Raw genomic sequence first — 19,269 nt, 5'->3', positions numbered from 1 at the left:
ATTAATTAATATGAGGGTGAAAACACATTTTTCAATTGAAAGTTCAATGAATTAGTGTTCAGCCCATTCAACTGTTGAAAGGTCAATACCTTCTTTATACATATCCCAAAGCGGAGAAAGTTCACGAAGTTTCTCAACAGCAGCTTTGGTAATTGTTAACACGTGATCAATATCTGCTTCAGTTGTGTATTTACCAAAACTAAAACGAATTGAACTGTGTGCTAGCTCATCAGATAAACCTAAAGCACGTAGTACATAAGACGGCTCTAATGTTGCAGATGTACATGCAGAACCACTTGAAACGGCTGCATCTTTTAATGCCATCATCAATGACTCACCTTCAACAAAGTTAAAGCTGACATTTAAATAGTTTGCAACATTTTGAGTAGGGTGACCGTTTAGGAATACTTGCTCTAAATCTTGTAAGCCATTCCAAAGTTTGTCACGTAATTTGCGAAGACGTTCTTGCTCGGCATGTATCGTTTTACCTGCAATTTCAAACGCTTCACCCATACCCACGATTTGATGAGTTGGTAAAGTACCAGAACGCATACCACGCTCATGTCCACCACCATGCATTTGGGCTTTTAGTCGAACACGTGGACTACGACGAACAAAAAGTGCACCGATACCTTTTGGACCATAAATTTTATGACCAGAGAAACTCATTAAATCAACTTTCATCGTTGAAAGATCGATGTCAACTTTTCCAGCAGCTTGAGCAGCATCGACATGTAAGAATGTCTTATTAGCGCGTGTTAACTCACCAATTGCTGCAACGTCAGTAATCGTACCGATTTCGTTGTTCACCATCATAAGTGAAACAAGAATAGTATCTGGACGTAAAGCAGCTTGAACCATTTCAGGTGTAATTAAACCTGTACGTGGTTCAGGCTCTAAATATGTAATTTCAAAACCTTGTTCTTCAAGTTCGCGACAAGTATCGAGAACCGCTTTGTGTTCAATTTTACTTGTAATAATGTGTTTGCCTTTAGAACCATAAAACTGAGCAATACCTTTTAATGCTAAGTTGTCAGATTCAGTTGCACCTGAAGTCCAAACGATTTCACGTGGGTCAGCTTTGATTAAATTCGCAACTTGCTCACGTGCATATTCAGCTTTTTCTTCAGACTGCCAGCCATAGGCATGTGAACGTGAAGCGGGATTACCAAAAGTTCCTTCGAACGTTAAGCACTCCATCATTTTTTCCGCAACTTCAGGCAGAACAGGAGTGGTTGCTGCGTAATCAAGATAAATTGGACGTTTCATGTCAAATACCTGTAACCGATAAGAGGGCTGAATCTAAACTAACTGTATTTTGACGCAAAGCGACAGTTTGTACATTGTCACGTGCGATAAGATCAGCAAGAGAGATTTTTGCAAGATAATCGGCAATATGGTGGGAGAGTTCTTGCCATAAGTCATGCGTTAAACACATCGCACCATTTTGGCAGTTGCCTTTATGATCGCAACGGGTCGCATCAACAGTTTCATTTACAGCTTCGATGATTTCTAGCACAGTAATTTCAGTGGCATTGCGCGCAAGATGATAACCACCATTTGCTCCGCGTACACTTGAAACTAAGCCATGACGTTTAAGTTTTGCGAATAACTGTTCTAAATAAGCGACTGATATGGATTGACGAGCTGCAATTTCTGCAAGCGTTATCGTTTGTTCAGTTGGCTGCAAAGCTAAATCAAGTAGAGCAGTCACTGCGTAACGACCGCGAGTTGTAAGACGCATGATTCGGTACACATGGTTAGACTAGATGTCTAAATTTTATGAATTCCGACTAAAATAGTCAAGTTTTTTTAATTGGGAATATCAATCAGAAACATGAAATGTGTTTTAATTATTATGCCCATAGATTATACACAAAATATGCAATAAAAATAAAGCTTAATACAGCAAAGCTGATATTGATTAAACGTTGACGTTTTTGCATACGTTGTATGCGATTTTTATATTGTTTAACTTCGACTAACAGCGTGTTAATTTCCGAGCGTTGTTCATCAATTTTATCTAAAAGAGGTGCTATGCGTTGCTGAGATGCCACTGCTTCAGCATCGTCGTTAAACACACTAAGCCATTGTTTCCAATTCGATAATATATTGCTGAAAGTAAGGTGAGGGACTAAATCAAGCCATTCCTCTACAAGTGTACTGTCACCTAAAATACGCATATTGGAAATGCTACGTTGATTGTTAAACACAAAGATCTTAATTAAATCGATGAGTGTGCTATTAATCTCTAAATCAATTTGACGATCTAATACTTTAGTATCAAACAAGAGACCTTTTTCAGTAAATTGAACATAAAAATCAAAGAAGGGGATGTAGCTATTAATTCGAATAGTGACTTTTCGATCGATGAGTTTCTTAGCTTGAAGGCGTAAAGCAGCATCATGCGTAAGGATGAAAGAAAAAAAAGTTTCTAAAACAATGATGACAATGTTTAGCAACAAATCGGGATGTTTATGTCTTTGTTGCGTATCGCTCATAAGTCTATTTTTCCTTACCAATCAATTTATAAAGCCAAAGTATGTAAACAGTGAGTATCCTTACTCGATTGTTAAAAATAATTTACATGACTTTATTGCTTTGTAGAACAGTTTTTTAAAACGATCAAGTCTTAACTTTGATATTATAAAAACATTTTTATGGTTAAATACGACATACAGTTTGTAAAGTGCTTGGGAGCATGGGTCTATGGATAACTCAAATACAGAAAACACGGGTGAAGACGAAGAGGTGAAAACTAAACTAAAATCAAAGAGTTCTAAAAAATCTGCGCTCGATTTCAAAAAATATACACAACAGATTTGGTTGGCAGGATTAGGTGCTTTTTCACGTGCTGAAGAGGAAGGAAATAAATTATTCGACTCTCTAGTCAAGGTTGGAGAAGAGCTTGAATCTAAAACTGTAGACTTCGCTGATAATACTGTTGGTAAAGTGACAGAGAAAGCTAAAGAGTCAGTAACAGATACCAAAGACAAAGTTGAGAAAATATTAGACACTGGTGTCAATCATTCTCTAAACCGCATTGGACTGGTTACTCCCAAAGATCTTCAGCACATCGAACAACTTTTAGTACAACTGCACATTAAAGTTGATGCGCTGATTGAAGAAAATAACGAGTTAAAGTCTAAATTGAATAAAAAGTAAAAAAATTAAAGGCACTCGTCTGTTTATGTCGTATTTCAGTATTTATTTTTACTAAATAGCCTTTCTAGTATTGCGTTATCCCCCAAAGCATTGCTATAAAGGCGTCATGGCCTTTTAAACTATAGCCTTGGATCTTAACAAACGATATTAAGAGGATATTTTTTATCATGAATAAATCAGAATTAATTGATGCGATTGCTGAAAAAGGGGGAGTATCTAAATCGGATGCTGGTAAGGCACTCGATGCAACGATTGCGTCAATCACTGAAGCACTTAAAAAAGGTGATACGGTTACTTTAGTTGGTTTTGGTACTTTTAGCGTAAAAGAACGTGCTGCACGTACTGGTCGTAATCCTAAAACTGGTGAAGAGTTGCAAATTAAAGCAAGCAAAGTACCTAGTTTTAAACCAGGTAAGGGTTTAAAAGATTCAGTTGCGTAATCTTTTAAAATCAATAAACGCACCATCTTGGGTGCGTTTTTTATTTATTAAATGAAATCGTTAATTTGCGGCTTTTTCTGCATTCATTCGTTTAGTTTTTTCAGTTAAAATTGCCTCGAAATAAAATATTGGAATTCTCATGGAATCATTTCGTACACTCATTAAGGGGTGGCTTGGCAAAGTCCTTCTCGTTTTGTTTTTGACTCCTTTAGCGCTTGTAGGTATTGAAGGATATTTTAGTGGTGGCAACAAAGCAGATGTAGCGAAATCGGTAAACGATCAGGATATTTCTAATAAAGAAGTAGAAAGTGCAACCAAGAACTATAAAGATCAATATTTATCATTGGTTAAAGGTGATGAATCACTTTTAAATTTGCCTGTTATTCAACAGAAGGCTTTAGATGCATTAATTGCGCGTTCATTATTGCAACAACAAGCTGAAAAATTAGGTATTACATTAAGTGATGCTCAGTTAGAGCAAATGCTTGCTCAACAGCCTACTTTTCAAGAAAATGGTCAATTTTCACAAAAGCTTTATGAAAATTACCTACGTTCTGTTGGGATGACCAATCAAGCTTTGATCACTAGTTTACGCCAAGATCATGCTTTGAAAATGATCTCATCAACTTTGATGGATTATGCTTTGGTAAGTCAGTCTGATTTACAACAGCTTGCAAATTTACAAACAGAACAACGTACTTTGCATTTAGCAAGTATCAAGTTAGATGATTATAAAAAAGGCTTAACTGTATCTAATCAGGAAATTGCTGATTACTACAACAAGCATAAAAATGAATTTAAACAAGTTGCCAGTGTCGATGTTGATTATGTTGTATTAAGCCCATCGTTACTACCTCAAGCGAATTTAGCTGTTACTGATGCAGACTTACAGCAAGCCTATAAAGCATTTGTAGATAAACAACAGCAAGAAGCTAAGCGCGAAGTTAAACATATTTTAATCACAACAGATTCTCGTAATGATGCAGCCGCTCAGAAGCTAGCAAATGAAGTTTATGCTAAAATTCAAGCAGGTATGACATTTGCGCAAGCCGCAGCAGAATTCTCGGAAGATCCAGGTTCAAAAGCGCAGGGTGGTTTGGTTGACTCATATGCACCAGGTGTTTTCTCAGCAGATTTTGATAATGCTGTAAATGCATTGAAAAATGGTCAAATTTCTAAACCTGTAAAAACGCAATATGGCTATCACTTGATTGAGGCAAATGCTCCTACAGTAAAACTGCCATCATTTGAATCAGAAAAAGCACGCCTTACTGTTGAAGTACAGAAAGCGAAGACTGCAAATTTATTTAGTGACACCGTCAATAATCTAAATGAAATGGTTGTCGGGAATGACTCATTGGATGCAGTAGCACAAGAAGTTAAAGCTGCAAGAGTTCAATCTGCAAATGGCATAACATTAGCAACTCAAGATCCGATCTTAAGTGATTTGAGTGTTAAAGCTAAGCTATTTAGCGACGACGTTAAAAATGGTGATCGCAACGCATCTTCTAATATCCAGCTAGCAAATGGTGACACAGTTTGGATTAAAGTACGAAACTATCATCAAGCAGGTATTAAACCTTTAGCTCAAGCAACTTCACAAGTTAAGGCTAAAGTGATTGAAGAAAAAGCCTATAAAGCTGCTCAAGCAAAAATAGCAACTATTTTAGCTGATTTCAAAACGCAACCTGCTGCACAAGTTGTTCCTAAGGCACAAGTTACTTTTGAGAATGCAGGTACCTTTGCTCGTTCTCAGGGGTTGAAGCGTGAAATTGAGCGTGCTGCATTTAGTATTCCAGCACCAACTAAAGAAGGTATGTGGTCAGCTACTACAGCTAAATTGCCGAATGAGTTGGTGATTGTTGCTGTCTCAAATGTAAATACTGAAGCTGCTCGAGCTTTACCACCAGAACAGTTGGCTGAATTAGCAAAACTTTACCAACAATTCCGTGGTCAGCAAATTTTAGAAGATTATACTGAGTATCTAAAATCTCAAGCGAAGATCAAATAATTTTGCTCTAAGCAATAAAAAACCAGTTCTTTTGAACTGGTTTTTTATTGGGTGAATTACAAGCTACTTTTTCTGGATAAATTTTGCTTCTTCAGATTGAGGGTATTGGTTTAACAACCTGGTTTTATATTGATTAGCTAATGCATTATTTTTATCGACTTCTTTTGCAATGCTATAAAGTTGATAAACGGCACGAGATGCTTTTGCAGAATTTGGATAGCGCGTAGCAACAATATTGTAGTTTTGTTTTGCTGCTTTATAGTCAACTGGTTCAATAGCTAAATAAAATTCAGCTAGCCAAAAATATGCATTTCCAACATAAATACCATTTGGATGGTTCTTAATAAAGTTTTGCATGGGTTGAATGGCTTTTTTTGCTCCACCTTGCTTATAGGCATCCAAGGCAACCGTATATGCTGCTTTCTCTAACTCAATTTGATTATTAGTGCTGTTGGTTGTGGCTGTTGAGTTTTGTTGTGGTTGAACGACAGGTGTTTGAGGCTGTGCAGGTGCAGTTTGCTGCGCAGTAACACCAGTTGCAGTGTTGTCTGATGCTGAAGTGTTTGTACTGGCTGTTTCTGTTGTTGCATTCTCTGTTTCAGTATTTTCTTCTGGCGGATCAATTTTTTGAGAGAGTAGTTCTAAACGTTGATCTAAGTCTGTATAGCGATTTGCTAACTCTTTTTTTAGTTGCTCAATTGCGTTGTCATGTTCTTCAAGCTGACCTCTTAATTTACGAATGTCTTCTTCAAGCTTTTGGTTTTTTTGCATGATTTCCCAGTTTAAGCTCGGAGTACCTGCAACCACGCTATTTGCTTGTTGTTGACTTAACGATCGGGATTCAATAGGAATATTGGCATATAAATGTGTGCTGCCAAATAGCGCTATAAACAATGCAGAATGCTTTTTTAGCATGAAAATTCGTCCATAAAGTTTGAAATAAAGCTAAAGGCAAACAAGTCTTTATTCTTCACTTGTTATATGCCTGATATACGATTTTTGATTTAGTCATTAAAACAGCAACTCATGTAAATGCAATACATGTTTACAATCTTCAAGCACTTTTGAATAGAAATAGTTCGATTCTGTTTAATCTTTAAACTTGATTTAGTGTGGATAGTGATTTTGAAATAGTGATTGATGCTGATTTAAGCAATTGAATCAAAAAATGAATTAAATACATAAGCAAGACTTGCAACTCGAATAAAAATCTCTATACTCTGTCTTGCAATGGTAGCCCTGCTGGTAGCTTCGCAATTGTACTCTATGAACCCCGCCAGGACCGGAAGGTAGCAACGGTAATAGAACTATGATGTGCCGAAGTCATGCTAGTAGGGTTGCCACCATTTATTCTTCGCTCGTTCGAGCAATCACTTTCATAATCACATCCATATCAAATCCTCTATATTGTAAAAATCGAATTTGCTTGGCTTTTATTTTTTGGTCTTTTGTGACTTCTTCTCCAAATTTCTTTATCTTCAATTGATACGCTTGTTGTAACCAGTCTACTTCTTCTAATTCTTGTGTAATCAGCTCGGCATCTAGATGTTTAGCTTTTAATGTTTGCTTAATACGCTGTAAACCTTTTCCTTTTCGAATTTGACTTGCAAGTGTTAGTTCGGCTACACGTTGATCACTTTGATAATTTTGTTCTGCTAGTTCTTCTACTAGCTTTGTCACTTCCTCTGGGTTGACTGCATATTGATTAAGCTTAGTTATTAATTCAACTTGAGAGTAATCACGACGAGTCAGTAGAGCAAAGGCATAAGAGCGTAATCTTGAGCCTGTAAGCGTTTTAGGTTTCTCAGTCTTATCTGAATTAAACATAGTTTCCTCATTAAAGAAAAACGCCCCGAAGGGCGTTTCAGTTTAGCTTTCTAAATACTCTGGCTCTTCAATTTCAGCCTGGGCTGCTTCATTTTTGTTTTTGGTGAGAAGCTGCTCACGAATGACCTTTTCAATTTCTTGAGCCATCACTGGATTCTCTTCAAAATGACGAATCACGTTATTTTTACCTTGTCCAATTTTATTACCTTGATATGAATACCAAGCACCCGCTTTTTGGACGATATCTTGTTGAACAGCTAAATCAACAAGTTCACCTAATTGGTTCGTGCCTTTACCATACATAATTTGGAAGACTGCTTCTTTGAACGGAGGTGCCATTTTGTTTTTAACAACTTTAACGCGTGTTTCGTTACCTGTAATTTCATCGCCTTCTTTAACTGCACCAATACGACGAATATCCAAACGAACAGAAGCATAGAATTTGAGTGCGTTACCGCCAGTTGTTGTTTCTGGGCTACCAAACATCACACCAATCTTCATACGAATTTGGTTAATGAAGATCACCATACAATTTGAGCGTTTTGCATTACCTGTGATTTTACGCAATGCTTGACTCATCAAACGTGCCTGTAGACCCATATGTGAGTCACCCATTTCGCCTTCAATCTCGGCTTTTGGGGTAAGTGCAGCAACGGAGTCGACAACAATGAGATCAATTGCACCTGAGCGAACCAGCATATCTGCAATTTCTAAAGCTTGTTCACCGTGGTCAGGTTGGGAAACGAGCAAATTATCAATATCAACACCCAATTTACGAGCGTATTCAGGATCTAAAGCATGTTCGGCATCGATAAAGGCACATGTACCACCATTCTTTTGACATTGCGCAATGGCTTGTAAGGTCATGGTTGTTTTACCTGATGATTCAGGACCGTAAATCTCAACAATACGACCTTTAGGTAATCCACCAATTCCTAGTGCAATATCTAGGGTTAATGAACCTGTAGAAACTGCTTCAACAGCTAATACTGTATTGTCGCCTAAGCGCATTACTGTATTTTTACCAAATTGCTTCTCAATCTGACCTAAGGCAGCTTGTAGCGCTTTGCTTTTATTATCATCCATCTCAAAACCTCAAAACTTTATTTCTTAACGACTAACCCAAGTGGATGTACTGAATCTCAACTTGTTGGGACTTAGGTATAGTGGCAGATTCTAGTTGTTTATTCCACATCTGATCTGTGTCAATACGACACAAAATGACGCATCCAAATTAGAAAATTTTATTCATCATGATAAGACCATGATTGTACATTTTCTTGTTTAAAACGATTGATATCACGACGATCTTTTTTACTTGGTCGATGATCAGGTCGGGCTAGATTATGCAATTTTCGTTGTGAGGCATGCAACTCTCGACGCTCAATGCTTTCAGCTGTTTCTTCATAAAGTAACTGTGCGGCAGGCGCACCACCACGGATAGCAGAAAGTGCTTTAATCACGACTGTTTTCTTTTCAAAGCCTTGTTGAATCGTAAGTTCCATGCCGACACGAACATCTCTAGAAACTTTGACACGATCATTGTGGTGATGGACTTTGCCACCTTCGATGGCAGCTTTAGCAATTGAGCGTGTTTTAAAAAAACGTGCTGCCCAAAGCCATTTATCAATACGCATGGAATCCATGCTTTCTGGTTCATGCTGTCTTGGCATCTGTTACCTGTTGGTTGGTTTCAAGATAATCAAAAAGTTCAGTTAAATGATCAAGTGCAGGATAAGCTAACTCGGTTTTTGATCTAGGCATTTTATTGCTTGAAGGCTGTAGAATACTAAATAATTGATGTATGCCAAAGTCTTCAGCACTATTAAGTACAACAACAGTATCATCAATAAATATAGCTTGTGCAGGATCAAATGGATGCAAGAGTTGAAGCTTCTGCCAGAAAGCCACTTCTTCTTTGGCATGTCCAAGTTCTTCACTGCTGATCATAAGTTCAAAGTAGGGGCTTAACTCCACATTTTCAAGTTTCATTTCTAAGCCAGCACGGTCTGCATTGGTGAGTAACCAACAGCGATAACCTCGTGCGTTTAATTGTTTTAATAATTCATGACAACCGATTCTGGCTTTGATTTTATCTCGATGTTCATATTGTAATTGAAGTACATCAACTTCAACTTTCTCAGTCCAGTACGTCGAAGAATACCAAGATAGTGTATGCTTATGTTGTTGGTAAAATTGAAACAGCGTTTTTTGACTTTGTTCTAAACTACACTGATGCACTTGAGCATGACGCTCAGGCAAACACTGATTCCAAATAAAATCATCAAAGGCTAAATCGAGTAATGTACCATCCATATCAAACATGGCGATAGGCTGCTGCTGTAAATCTGAATATGACATAAGGTTAATCTATGTTTATTAAAACGCTTGCTCCACAAGACCACTTGATTTCACAACTTCTGCCAATTATGGTGCAGGCAAGTCAAATATTACTGGAAGAATACCAAAGTTATTGTGCTGGATGCGAGTTTAATATTCAGGAAAAAAGTGATGACTCACCTGTTACGCAAGCTGATTTAAAAGTAAATCATTTTCTACTCAAACAATTGGCAACAGTAACGCCTCAATTACCTGTATTGTCAGAAGAAAGTGATTACTCTGCACGAGCGGAATGGAAAAGTTGTTGGATGCTTGATCCTTTAGATGGTACTAAGGAATTCATTCATGAGCGTGATGAATTTACAATCAATCTTAGCCTGATTGAAAATCATGAAACAACATTCGCGATTATTGCAGTGCCTTGTGAGCAACTTATATATATCGGTTATACATCGCAACTTCCTTATAAATATAGTATTAGTCGTGATGAATGGTATAAATATCAAATTGAAGAACATGCTTTAGAAGCACCTATTCAAATTGGCTTAAGTCATAACAGTAAAAATCCAAAATATAAAAACTTCATTGAACCTATTTTGCATTTTCGTGAAGTAGAGCGTCGTGAAGCTGGCAGTGCTTATAAATTTTGTATGATGCTTGAAGGTGAAATTGATATTTATCCTCGTTTTCATCCAACTTCAGAATGGGATACCAGTTCAGGCCAATCGTTATTGGAAAGTATTGGTGGTGGGCTAATGACATTAGATGGTAAACCTTTCCAATACAATCAACGTGAAACTGTTTTAAATAATGGCTTTATCGCATTTAAAGATCAATATAGTAAAAAAATAGCTTATGAAGCTTTACGTGATTCTGGGATTTTAGATTGAGAGTTTGGCTATGCATGTTATAGTGGCTTAAACATTTATTTTTAATAATTAAATATGGCCCTGCATTTATTGCCGAAAAGTATGTTTGAAGCGATTGATTTGCTTCCTGATACTTCAATCCCTGTCACTTTATTTACACGCCATTCATTACGTGAACTGGTGAATGGACAGGGCTTGGCTGGATATGATTTGCAATTAACGGAGCAGGGACGAGAACTTGCTTATGTTTGGGGGCAATATTTAATTCAGAATTCTGATCGAGCCATTCAGCATTGTATTTCGAGTCCAATTCAACGTTGTGTTGATACCGCAGCGTTAATGATTGAAGGTGCTGATGGAACTCATAAAGTTAAAAATACGCATACCATCGAAATCGTTGAGCAGCGGTTATTGGTAGAGCCGGGTAGTTTTGTATTAGATATTCAGCAAGCCGCTCCATATTTTCGTAAACAGGGCGCGTTAGGCTTTATCAATAGTTTTGTGAATAATGCTTTACCGGGAATGAAGCATCCGATTACAGGTGTATTCGATGTTTTGGAACTGCTTTACCACACGCATCCAACTCAGCATAAAGGACTCAGTTTAGCTGTGAGTCATGATACGATTTTAGCTGCAATAGTCGCAGTTATTTCGGGTAAAAATCAAATTGATCAGGCAGATTGGCCAGACATGATGGAAGGCTTATTTGTATGGTTTGAGGGAGAGGATTTTAGCAACAGTAAATTAAAATGGATTTGGCGCGGGAAAAAGCAAGAATTAATCATTAAAGATTTTAAAAAATAAATAAAAAATGGTTCTTATTCACATAATATTTAATATTTGTTGACTGAGCTGACAAAAGTTCATGTATTTGATCGTTCGATAAATTCCATACAATCCAGAAAACTTGTTATTATATTAAGTGTATGATTTTTAATAATTTTAACTATTACACATAAATTATACTTATCAATATTCTAATGCGCTTTTTCTTGGGGAAATGTGATGCAATTACGACTTAAACATTTAACAGTATGCTTATTATCAACCATGCTGATTGCTTGTGGCGGAGGTGGAGAGGGTGAAAATAATCCTAAACCGAATGAGCCGCCGAAAGACAACTCTTCAGGTTCAGAGAATAACCAGAATCCAAAGCCCGATGGTGGGAGTAATGAATTACCGGGTGATGGGTCTGCTGAAACACCCGATAATGGATCAGGAAGTGAAAATCCTGCTCCAGTTCTAGAAAAGTATCCTGAACCTAAAAAAGATGCAATGGATGATTCGATTTTAGGTTTTTACGATTATGACAAATTAGGTCAAACACGTGTCTTAAGAAATGATTTAACAGGAAGTTTTGCTGCAATGATTCAGTTTGCACAAAGTCATGTAGTCAATCCTAAAAATAATGAAAAAGATTCAATGCCACGTTTAACGACTGAGAAGGACGCATTATTACTGGTAAGTCCTTTGGCTGAAATGGGTGATCTACAACAGCTACAAGTTGGAATATATCAAGGTAGTCAACTTGTACGAACTGTAAAATTAAAGGAACCTTCGCGGATTGCTGCTTCAGATCAATCTAATTCAGATACACGATCACCTGTAAACTATTCTAAACGTGCGTGGACAGTCGCATTAAAATGGAATGAAATTAGAGCGGGTCTAAATCTTCGAATCATTGATCCAATAAATAACCGCGTTGGTGAATTAACCGCAGAGAATATTGATTTGGCTGCGCCAGGTGAGTTGGTTGTACAAAATATTCGTTTAGGTTTATTGACAGATCCGCCTAAATCCAATGGTCACTATATGTTATTGGAGCCAGAAAAGGCTGGAACTGATTATTTTCAAACTATTCCTGCTGCTCGAATGATTGTCTCAAAATATGAAGATCTCAAGTTGGACAAAGTAATGGTTGCAAGTGGCGTCATTTATGACGCTGCGAGCTCGACAACGGGTGATGTATATAGTGGAGATATGCGTGAGAACACCGCTAAGTCGACTTTTGGTGTAGGCATAAATCTTGCCAATTGGGGAATTACCAGTGCATCAATGGCAAGCCAAGAACAACCACAACTGACTCAAAGTGTGATCACGCATTATGCACGAGGGAAGTATAGTAATGGGGATGTCACGCATGGTCTAAGTGGTGGTAATGGTATGCTGACACTTATCGATTCTGTGGGAAATGAATTTAGTCATGAAATCGGTCATCACTACGGATTAGGGCATTACCCTGGTTCTGTAGGCAATAATATGTTTTGGGCAGCACATCATGCGGATAGTGGATGGGGTTATATCGCCTTTAGAAATAAAATGCGAGGTAATTTAAACTGGTCAACCACGAATTTGGGTGATGGTAGTAATGGTGTGCCCAATTTTCTAAATAAGTATGCCTATGGTTGGGATGCTATGTCAGGCGGTGCAACCGCAAGTAGCATCTCTAAATATACGCATTACACTGGTTATAGTACTTATCTTAAAATCCAACCTGCATTTGACCGCTATGTTTGGGACGCTTCTTCGCCTACAGGTTATAAAAAGTGGAACTCTATTACACGTACAATGGATGTTGCACAGCCGAAAACGCCTAACTCAAATAATGTTTGGTATAACAGTGCTGATGGTAATTACTTGAAACCAAGATTATTTAGTGTGCCTGTTTATACAATTTTAGGTGGCTATGATCCTGTTAATCAAAAAGGTTTAATCTATCCAGCGGCTAAAGGAAATTGGGGAAATGTGTTTAATTTACCGCAGGTTAATCCAAACAGTGCTACAGCACAGTGTTGGCTCAATATTCAGTTTGCGAGTGCTAGTCAAAATATTGCATTAGCACCTCAGCGGATGAATACCAATAGTAATGCGAATAAATTCCATGTAAATGTGGCGCAAAGTGAGTTACCTCAACAAGCTAAACTGTATTGTAAAAAAGCAAATGAAGCAGCAGTTTTACTTTCAAATATCACAATTCCTGCAACAAACACACCACCATTATCACCTTACGTCGTGATTGGTAAAGAAGCTGGATACTCAGCATTAAAGGCGATTGAACTTCCTCAGTTTGAACAAGCGTTACTACAAAATAAGGATAAAGCGGTCGTAAGTCTTTCTCCAGAATCTAAATTATTATTTGATTCATATCGTACATTTAAAGATGAGCTATCACTTGATGCTCAAAATGAGATGCAACGTTTTGTTCAACAGCAAATTAAACTTTATCGATTAAATCGTTGGATCAATGTTTATCGTTCAGATTTAACCAATTTAAACGCTGATGCTGTAACTGCATTTAATGCATTTGTTGAAAAATTGGATTTAAAAAATGATTTTACGTTCAATTCTACAAGCACACTCATGAACAAGACCAACTGTTTAAAAGTTGAAAAATTAGCAACGGGTCAATTAAATACTTTTATTAGTGGGGCAAGTGGTTGTACAGGAGACGACTCTGAAAAGTGGATGTATGATGCTTTAGGTAAAATTCATAATAAGCAATATATTGACCAATGTTTAACAACATTGTCAGGTAATGTGGTTAATTTAATGCCTTGTAGTGGTACAGCATCTCAGATTTGGGAAGTGGATACTGCACAACAGGCGATCAAACAATTTAATCAATGTTTTGATTTAGAGGGGGGGTATCTCACGAATAATCGTGCTCGTTTAATCCGCTATAGATGTACTAATGGTGGGAATCAAAAATGGACATCACTTCCAATAAATAACAGCTTAATTCTGGCTGGTTTATCATCGAAAAACCTACCTATCGCCACAAAATTACTTAAGGTTAATCCGTAGCTGTAATTTTAAGTCTTTATATTGAATCAATGGCATAAAACCTTGCATAGGATTTATGCCATTTCTTTTAAATAACAAGTTACATATAAGTTTAAAAACTGTGCTTTCAAAAAAATCTCTTTTTGGGCATTATAAAAAAATAAAAAAGATAAACTTGACGCATAATTGGATAAAAAGATGTTATTAAACACGATTTATTTGTGGGAGCCTGAGATATTTACAGGTAAAGTTCCTGCCGAAGATGATTCACATCAGGCTGCATTAGAGTTGCACCAACAATATGGCAAAGTATCAAGTCATGGTAAAACGTTGAAAGCTTGGTTGGATTTATTTTCGAGTAAAATTTGTGATCCAGAATATCAAAATTATTTTTCAGAGCAGACCCAACAATGGGTAAGTTCGCTGAAGGAACAATTTTCTCAGGGATTATTTGCAAGTGTGCAACTAGATGTTCTTGCTTTAGAAGCACAAAACGATGCCTTGTATCGCGTATTTTATGAAGCGGTACATGCAACGGGTGTAGGCTGTTATGAGCCTAATTATAATATATGGGCAATAGGTGAGCTTCAATCACCCCGAGATGCTATTTCAACAATGTTGCAGCCTTATTTGTTAGCGCCATTAATTGCAAAACAAACAGAAACTCATATGGTTGATAAAGTAGCCATAAATCGCAGTGAATTTCAGATTCCTCAAAATATGAATGAAGCTGAACAATTGATGAGTAAATGGTTTCAAGAACAATCTTATACGCGAGATCTAAAGCTGAATGTTTTTAACATTGCACATGACTATATCTCTCGTTGGGGGAATGTTGAGCATCCTGAACGTTCAATTGATACAGGGTATCGATGTTTTTTATTAACGCAGCAATATGATGGTATTTTTTATCAGCTTAAATTGGTGCTAAGAAAATTAACCATTAGCCCAATGGTCTCTTTTGCTATAGATATGACCAATCGATTTATTCCTACAGAATTACAAGAACAAATACCTGAACGTCTTATTTTTCGATTGAGACCAGTTGATGTTGTAACTCTTGATCAATTTAGTCAAAAAGATAAATTAAGTTTCGATTTGTCTGGAAGATGGGATTCCGCCAACGATATCCATAAGTTTTTTAGTCAATTAGATGCTTATATCAATTTTATTTTTTCGCATTTAGGTCATGGAAATATAGATAACTTACAAGCTTGGGCATATCACGCTATGCCATTAAATCAGGATGTTGATTTGGATTTTCGTGTTGAGTTAATGATGATTGCCTTAAGCCAAGATCATGATTTGTTGAATGAACGATATCAATTCTATAAGACGTTATTTATTCAAAATAATTTAAGAGCGCATGATTTGGTTTTATTGGAAGATAGCTACAAATGCTGTCAAAAAATTATAGCAATTGTGCGAGACGAAAGAACAGGCTTGTCACCATTTGCATAAACTGAAGACAATAAAAAAGCCCGAAAATCGGGCTTTTTTATACGATCAAATTAGTTAGCTAACGCTTTAACTTGAGCATTTAAGCGGCTCTTGTGACGAGCAGCTTTGTTTTTGTGGATGATACCTTTATCAGCCATACGGTCAATTACAGGTACAGCTGTTTTATAAGCTTCTGAAGCAACAGCATAATCACCAGCAGCGATCGCATTTACAGTACGTTTGATGTAAGTACGAACCATAGAACGCAAGCTTGCGTTGTGTTTGCGTGCTTTAACGTTTTGACGAGCACGTTTTTTAGCTTGAGCAGAGTTTGCCACTCGTGCACTCCTTAAAAATAAGTTGGTCTGGGCGGGCTGAAGTTAAAACCAATAAATTGGCAACATTCACCAGCCCGTAAACAAGTGGCATATTTTGAGGAAACTAAGCCGCGAAGTCAAGCTTTGTCATGTTTTTAAGTGCATTTAACAGATGATAAACGTGCAAGAAAACGTTACATTAGGTCGAGTGATGACTTAAGTGGAATAAAAATGAAAATAGGTGATAAAAAAGCAATCGTCATTGGTGCAACCGGATTAGTCGGACAAGCCTTGATTGATGAGTTGCAACAATCAGCAGATTTTAGTGCAATTACAGTTGTTGTACGTAAAAAGTCTGAAACATTAAATGCTTATAGCAAGGTGATTCAGCTAGTTTTAGAAGATTTTCTTTTACTTAATGATGAAGATGTAAGTTCACATACACATGCTTTTAGTTGTTTGGGTAGTACGATAAAACAAGCAGGTTCTAAACAAGCATTTTATGCAATTGATTATGAAATTAACGCGCATTTTGCAGACTTAATTCAAGATAAAAATATTCATTTCTTGATTGTGAGCGCACTAGGTGCTGATGCAAATTCGCCTATTTTTTATAATAAAGTGAAAGGTGAGTTGGAGGATTATCTGAAAAGTTTATCAATTTATAAACTATCTATTTTTCAGCCTTCGCTTTTAATAGGCAAACGAAGTGATGTTCGTATTTTAGAAGACGTAGCGCAAACTTTATTTAAATTGGTTGAAAAAACTTGGACCAAGCCGTTTAAATTTAAACCTGTAACCGCTGAGCAATTAGCGCATACAATGGTCGTTGCAGCGCAAAGTCAGACCGCCATATTTAAACTTTATGACAATTTAAGCATACAACAAACGCAGTGATGGAGAATTTAAGTGACAACAGCAGCTTTCGTAACTTGTGATTTATTAGATGATAATCCAGGAAAAGATTTACAAGTGGTTATACCTTCCTTGGATGGTAAATTCTTTAAAAGCTATGGTGCTCGTAAAACCTTTGGTGGGCAAGTCGTAACTGTAAAGTGTTTCGAGGATAATTCACGTGTAAAAGAGCTTTTAGCAACGGATGGTACTGGTAAGGTATTGGTTGTTGATGGTGGTGCATCAATGCGTTGCGCACTTATGGGAGATTTGATTGCAGAATCAGCTGTAAATAATCACTGGAATGGAGTGGTGATTTATGGTTGTGTGCGTGATGTGGATGCAATTGCGGAATTAGATTTAGGTGTACATGCATTGGCTGCAATACCACAAAAAAGTAATCGTAAGGGCATAGGTGAAGTAGACATCACATTGTATTTTGGTGGCGTGACGATCAGTTCTGGTGATTATATCTATGCAGATAATAACGGAATTGTGATTGCAAAAGAAAAACTAGTCGAATGCTAAAAGGATAACAGTATGCTTAAAATGGTGAGCCATCAGTTTAAAGTTTTACAATCAGTCGCTGCAACACTGATCGAAGGTGGACGTGGGGTATCAGGAACACCATTTCCGAATCAACCTGCGAAGCCGATTAAGCTCTATGAGTTTGAAGGTTCACCATTTTGCCGCCGTGTTCGTGAAGTCATCACAATATTAAATCTAGATGTTGAAATTTATCCATGTCCTAAAGGCGGACAAAAATATCGCCAAGTTGTAAAAGAAAAGGGTGGTAAAAGACAATTTCCATTTTTGATTGATGAAAACACAGGTGATCAACTCTACGAGTCACAAGAGATCATTCATCATCTGTTTAAGCATTATGGCAAAACAGGGCATACACCTAAAAAATATAGCTACTATCCAAAACTACCATATATTTCGACCTTAGCAACTGTTGCGAATGCCGCTCGCGGTGTGTGGATCAATAAGCAAATTATAGATCGCCCAGCGCCTACAGAGCTTTTAGAATTGTGGAGCTTTGAAGCGAGTCCATATACACGTTTAGTACGTGAGGTTCTTACTGAATTAGAATTACCTTATATTTTACACAACGTACCAAAAGAGCGTTGGCAAGATATGGGACCTGCCATTTTACGTTTAAAACCTGGTCCATATATTCCTTTGCCGAATGGCAAGCGTGAGAAGACTGTCGAAATAATGGGACGTGATATTCAGGTTCCATATTTAGTTGACCCAAACACTGGTGTGAAAATGTTTGAATCAGCTAAAATTGTTGAGTACCTCAAGAAACAGTACGGACAATAAGCTTTGAACAAGCACCTTTAAAAGGTGCTTTTTTTTGTATTATTTGGTTGTTGCATTCATGATTGTTTTGCAGCTTAAATACTTTAGTAAATATTGTGATGTGATCAACTAATGTTAAGTCAGTTATCTAGTTTATTCAAAAGCTCAAAAGAGACACCTGAACAATTGTTTTTGAAAGAGCATGCTTTAGCCTTTGATACGGAACATGGCACTATATTAGATGGTGTAAAACTGAATGAATTAGGTTTTCGTCTGGAGTATTTTTCAAATCGAAAATTAGATCGATTTGATGATTTAGAAAAGCTATTTAGGATTGCACCGCAAATTAATGAAAAGATCGATTTGGAAATTCATTCACAACGCTTTGTTGAACGATTGGGCAACACTGAGGAAAATCTTAAAGAACTTAAACAAGCGATTAAAGTGTTAAACGATTATTATGTAAATTTTCAAAGAGCGAAATAGTCTAAATAGGGACATGACCTTTAAAGTGTAACATCCAAACGATAAAGCTCAAAAACCAAAGGCAAATAGCAAAAAATATAATAATCGGTAAGTGTTCCTCTGCACCTGATGATAGGAAGTGGAGTAGAACAAAGCATAGACCCAAAATAGAAAGATATTTATAATGAATAACCACATCTTTAATATCTATTGGTGATTTGATAGTGGGCTTTACTGGTTAGTATATAAGGTAAACAAATACAAGAAGAAAGAAAATAGATAAAATTAAAGTTAAATAAATAGCTTATCGTAAAAAATGAAACACTACAAAGGATGCTATTTAATACTCTTCTATATCTTTGCAGGCTTTCAACGGGATACTTAACCAAAGCCTTTTTAAAAGATAATTC

General features: G+C 36.8%; 20 protein-coding genes and 1 other RNA gene. 12 read left to right on the top strand and 9 right to left on the bottom strand.

Annotated features, from left to right (window positions below):
• Positions 1–51: 51 nt before the first annotated feature.
• The 3 genes from NGC85_RS10220 to NGC85_RS10210 all read right to left on the bottom strand — a co-directional run bounded on the left by NGC85_RS10220 (position 52) and on the right by NGC85_RS10210 (position 2,501).
• On the bottom strand, positions 52–1,269 hold the full coding sequence (locus tag NGC85_RS10220) for an IscS subfamily cysteine desulfurase (RefSeq protein ID WP_254730841.1): 1,218 nt from the start codon (positions 1,267–1,269) through the stop codon (positions 52–54).
• Between the two features lies 1 nt (position 1,270).
• A complete protein-coding gene (locus NGC85_RS10215; protein ID WP_005053307.1) occupies positions 1,271–1,744 on the bottom strand; it encodes an Rrf2 family transcriptional regulator in 474 nt (157 codons plus the stop codon).
• Between the two features lie 112 nt (positions 1,745–1,856).
• Positions 1,857–2,501, bottom strand: a complete 645-nt coding sequence (locus NGC85_RS10210) for a hypothetical protein (RefSeq protein WP_254730838.1) — start codon at positions 2,499–2,501, stop codon at positions 1,857–1,859.
• Between the two features lie 208 nt (positions 2,502–2,709).
• Between NGC85_RS10210 and NGC85_RS10205 the strand changes: the two genes are divergently transcribed.
• The 3 genes from NGC85_RS10205 (at position 2,710) to NGC85_RS10195 (ending at position 5,616) form a co-directional block, all read left to right on the top strand.
• Complete coding sequence (locus tag NGC85_RS10205) at positions 2,710–3,165, top strand: phasin family protein (RefSeq protein WP_254730835.1); 456 nt, start codon at positions 2,710–2,712, stop codon at positions 3,163–3,165.
• A gap of 167 nt (positions 3,166–3,332) precedes the next feature.
• Positions 3,333–3,605 carry an HU family DNA-binding protein gene (locus NGC85_RS10200; protein ID WP_004878739.1) on the top strand — a complete coding sequence of 91 codons (273 nt, stop codon included), beginning with the start codon at positions 3,333–3,335 and terminating at the stop codon, positions 3,603–3,605.
• A 139-nt stretch (positions 3,606–3,744) separates the two neighbouring features.
• Entirely contained in the window at positions 3,745–5,616 is a 1,872-nt protein-coding gene (locus NGC85_RS10195) for a SurA N-terminal domain-containing protein (RefSeq protein ID WP_254730832.1), read from the top strand.
• 63 nt (positions 5,617–5,679) lie between these two features.
• On the opposite strand, the gene NGC85_RS10190 is transcribed toward NGC85_RS10195, so the two are convergent.
• The gene (locus tag NGC85_RS10190) at positions 5,680–6,531 is read right to left on the bottom strand and encodes a YbgF trimerization domain-containing protein (protein ID WP_254730829.1); all 852 of its coding nucleotides are present in this window, start codon (positions 6,529–6,531) and stop codon (positions 5,680–5,682) included.
• A 325-nt stretch (positions 6,532–6,856) separates the two neighbouring features.
• Here NGC85_RS10190 and ffs point away from each other — a divergent pair.
• An RNA gene (gene ffs / locus NGC85_RS10185) (signal recognition particle sRNA small type) lies at positions 6,857–6,953 on the top strand.
• Between the two features lie 10 nt (positions 6,954–6,963).
• Here the strand turns inward: ffs and NGC85_RS10180 are convergent.
• The 4 genes from NGC85_RS10180 to NGC85_RS10165 all read right to left on the bottom strand — a co-directional run bounded on the left by NGC85_RS10180 (position 6,964) and on the right by NGC85_RS10165 (position 9,804).
• The gene (locus NGC85_RS10180) at positions 6,964–7,443 is read right to left on the bottom strand and encodes a regulatory protein RecX (RefSeq protein ID WP_254730826.1); all 480 of its coding nucleotides are present in this window, start codon (positions 7,441–7,443) and stop codon (positions 6,964–6,966) included.
• Between the two features lie 42 nt (positions 7,444–7,485).
• Positions 7,486–8,529 carry a recombinase RecA gene (gene recA / locus NGC85_RS10175; protein WP_005053313.1) on the bottom strand — a complete coding sequence of 348 codons (1,044 nt, stop codon included), beginning with the start codon at positions 8,527–8,529 and terminating at the stop codon, positions 7,486–7,488.
• Between the two features lie 158 nt (positions 8,530–8,687).
• Positions 8,688–9,116, bottom strand: coding sequence for an RNA-binding S4 domain-containing protein (locus NGC85_RS10170; RefSeq protein ID WP_254730823.1), 429 nt, complete (start codon positions 9,114–9,116; stop codon positions 8,688–8,690).
• Positions 9,100–9,804, bottom strand: coding sequence for an HAD-IA family hydrolase (locus NGC85_RS10165; protein WP_254730820.1), 705 nt, complete (start codon positions 9,802–9,804; stop codon positions 9,100–9,102). The genes NGC85_RS10170 and NGC85_RS10165 overlap by 17 nt, the downstream gene beginning before the upstream one ends.
• Before the next feature lie 11 nt (positions 9,805–9,815).
• On the opposite strand from NGC85_RS10165, the gene NGC85_RS10160 reads away from it, so the two are divergent.
• From NGC85_RS10160 to NGC85_RS10145, 4 genes are all read left to right on the top strand, one after another.
• A complete protein-coding gene (locus NGC85_RS10160; protein WP_254730817.1) occupies positions 9,816–10,673 on the top strand; it encodes a 3'(2'),5'-bisphosphate nucleotidase CysQ in 858 nt (285 codons plus the stop codon).
• Positions 10,674–10,727: 54 nt separating this feature from the next.
• A complete protein-coding gene (locus NGC85_RS10155) occupies positions 10,728–11,456 on the top strand; it encodes a histidine phosphatase family protein (RefSeq protein ID WP_254730814.1) in 729 nt (242 codons plus the stop codon).
• Between the two features lie 201 nt (positions 11,457–11,657).
• Positions 11,658–14,456 (top strand): M66 family metalloprotease, encoded by a 2,799-nt coding sequence (locus NGC85_RS10150; RefSeq protein WP_254730812.1) that lies wholly within the window; start codon positions 11,658–11,660, stop codon positions 14,454–14,456.
• Between the two features lie 177 nt (positions 14,457–14,633).
• Positions 14,634–15,896, top strand: a complete 1,263-nt coding sequence (locus NGC85_RS10145; protein WP_254730809.1) for a hypothetical protein — start codon at positions 14,634–14,636, stop codon at positions 15,894–15,896.
• A gap of 50 nt (positions 15,897–15,946) precedes the next feature.
• Here NGC85_RS10145 and rpsT read toward each other — a convergent pair whose 3' ends face one another.
• Entirely contained in the window at positions 15,947–16,213 is a 267-nt protein-coding gene (rpsT, locus tag NGC85_RS10140; protein ID WP_005053324.1) for a 30S ribosomal protein S20, read from the bottom strand.
• A gap of 210 nt (positions 16,214–16,423) precedes the next feature.
• Here rpsT and NGC85_RS10135 point away from each other — a divergent pair, with 210 nt between their 5' ends.
• The 4 genes from NGC85_RS10135 to NGC85_RS10120 all read left to right on the top strand — a co-directional run bounded on the left by NGC85_RS10135 (position 16,424) and on the right by NGC85_RS10120 (position 18,880).
• Positions 16,424–17,089, top strand: a complete 666-nt coding sequence (locus NGC85_RS10135) for an NAD(P)H-binding protein (RefSeq protein WP_254730805.1) — start codon at positions 16,424–16,426, stop codon at positions 17,087–17,089.
• Positions 17,090–17,101: 12 nt separating this feature from the next.
• Entirely contained in the window at positions 17,102–17,614 is a 513-nt protein-coding gene (rraA, locus tag NGC85_RS10130; protein ID WP_254730802.1) for a ribonuclease E activity regulator RraA, read from the top strand.
• Between the two features lie 12 nt (positions 17,615–17,626).
• Complete coding sequence (locus tag NGC85_RS10125) at positions 17,627–18,415, top strand: glutathione S-transferase N-terminal domain-containing protein (RefSeq protein WP_254730799.1); 789 nt, start codon at positions 17,627–17,629, stop codon at positions 18,413–18,415.
• A gap of 111 nt (positions 18,416–18,526) precedes the next feature.
• The gene (locus NGC85_RS10120; RefSeq protein WP_254730796.1) at positions 18,527–18,880 is read left to right on the top strand and encodes a hypothetical protein; all 354 of its coding nucleotides are present in this window, start codon (positions 18,527–18,529) and stop codon (positions 18,878–18,880) included.
• The last annotated feature ends 389 nt before the right edge of the window (positions 18,881–19,269 follow it).

Origin of the sequence: Acinetobacter sp. Z1, assembly GCF_024296945.1 — a bacterium.
GTDB lineage: Bacteria > Pseudomonadota > Gammaproteobacteria > Pseudomonadales > Moraxellaceae > Acinetobacter > Acinetobacter beijerinckii.
This window is presented reverse-complemented; position numbering and strand designations above follow the sequence as displayed.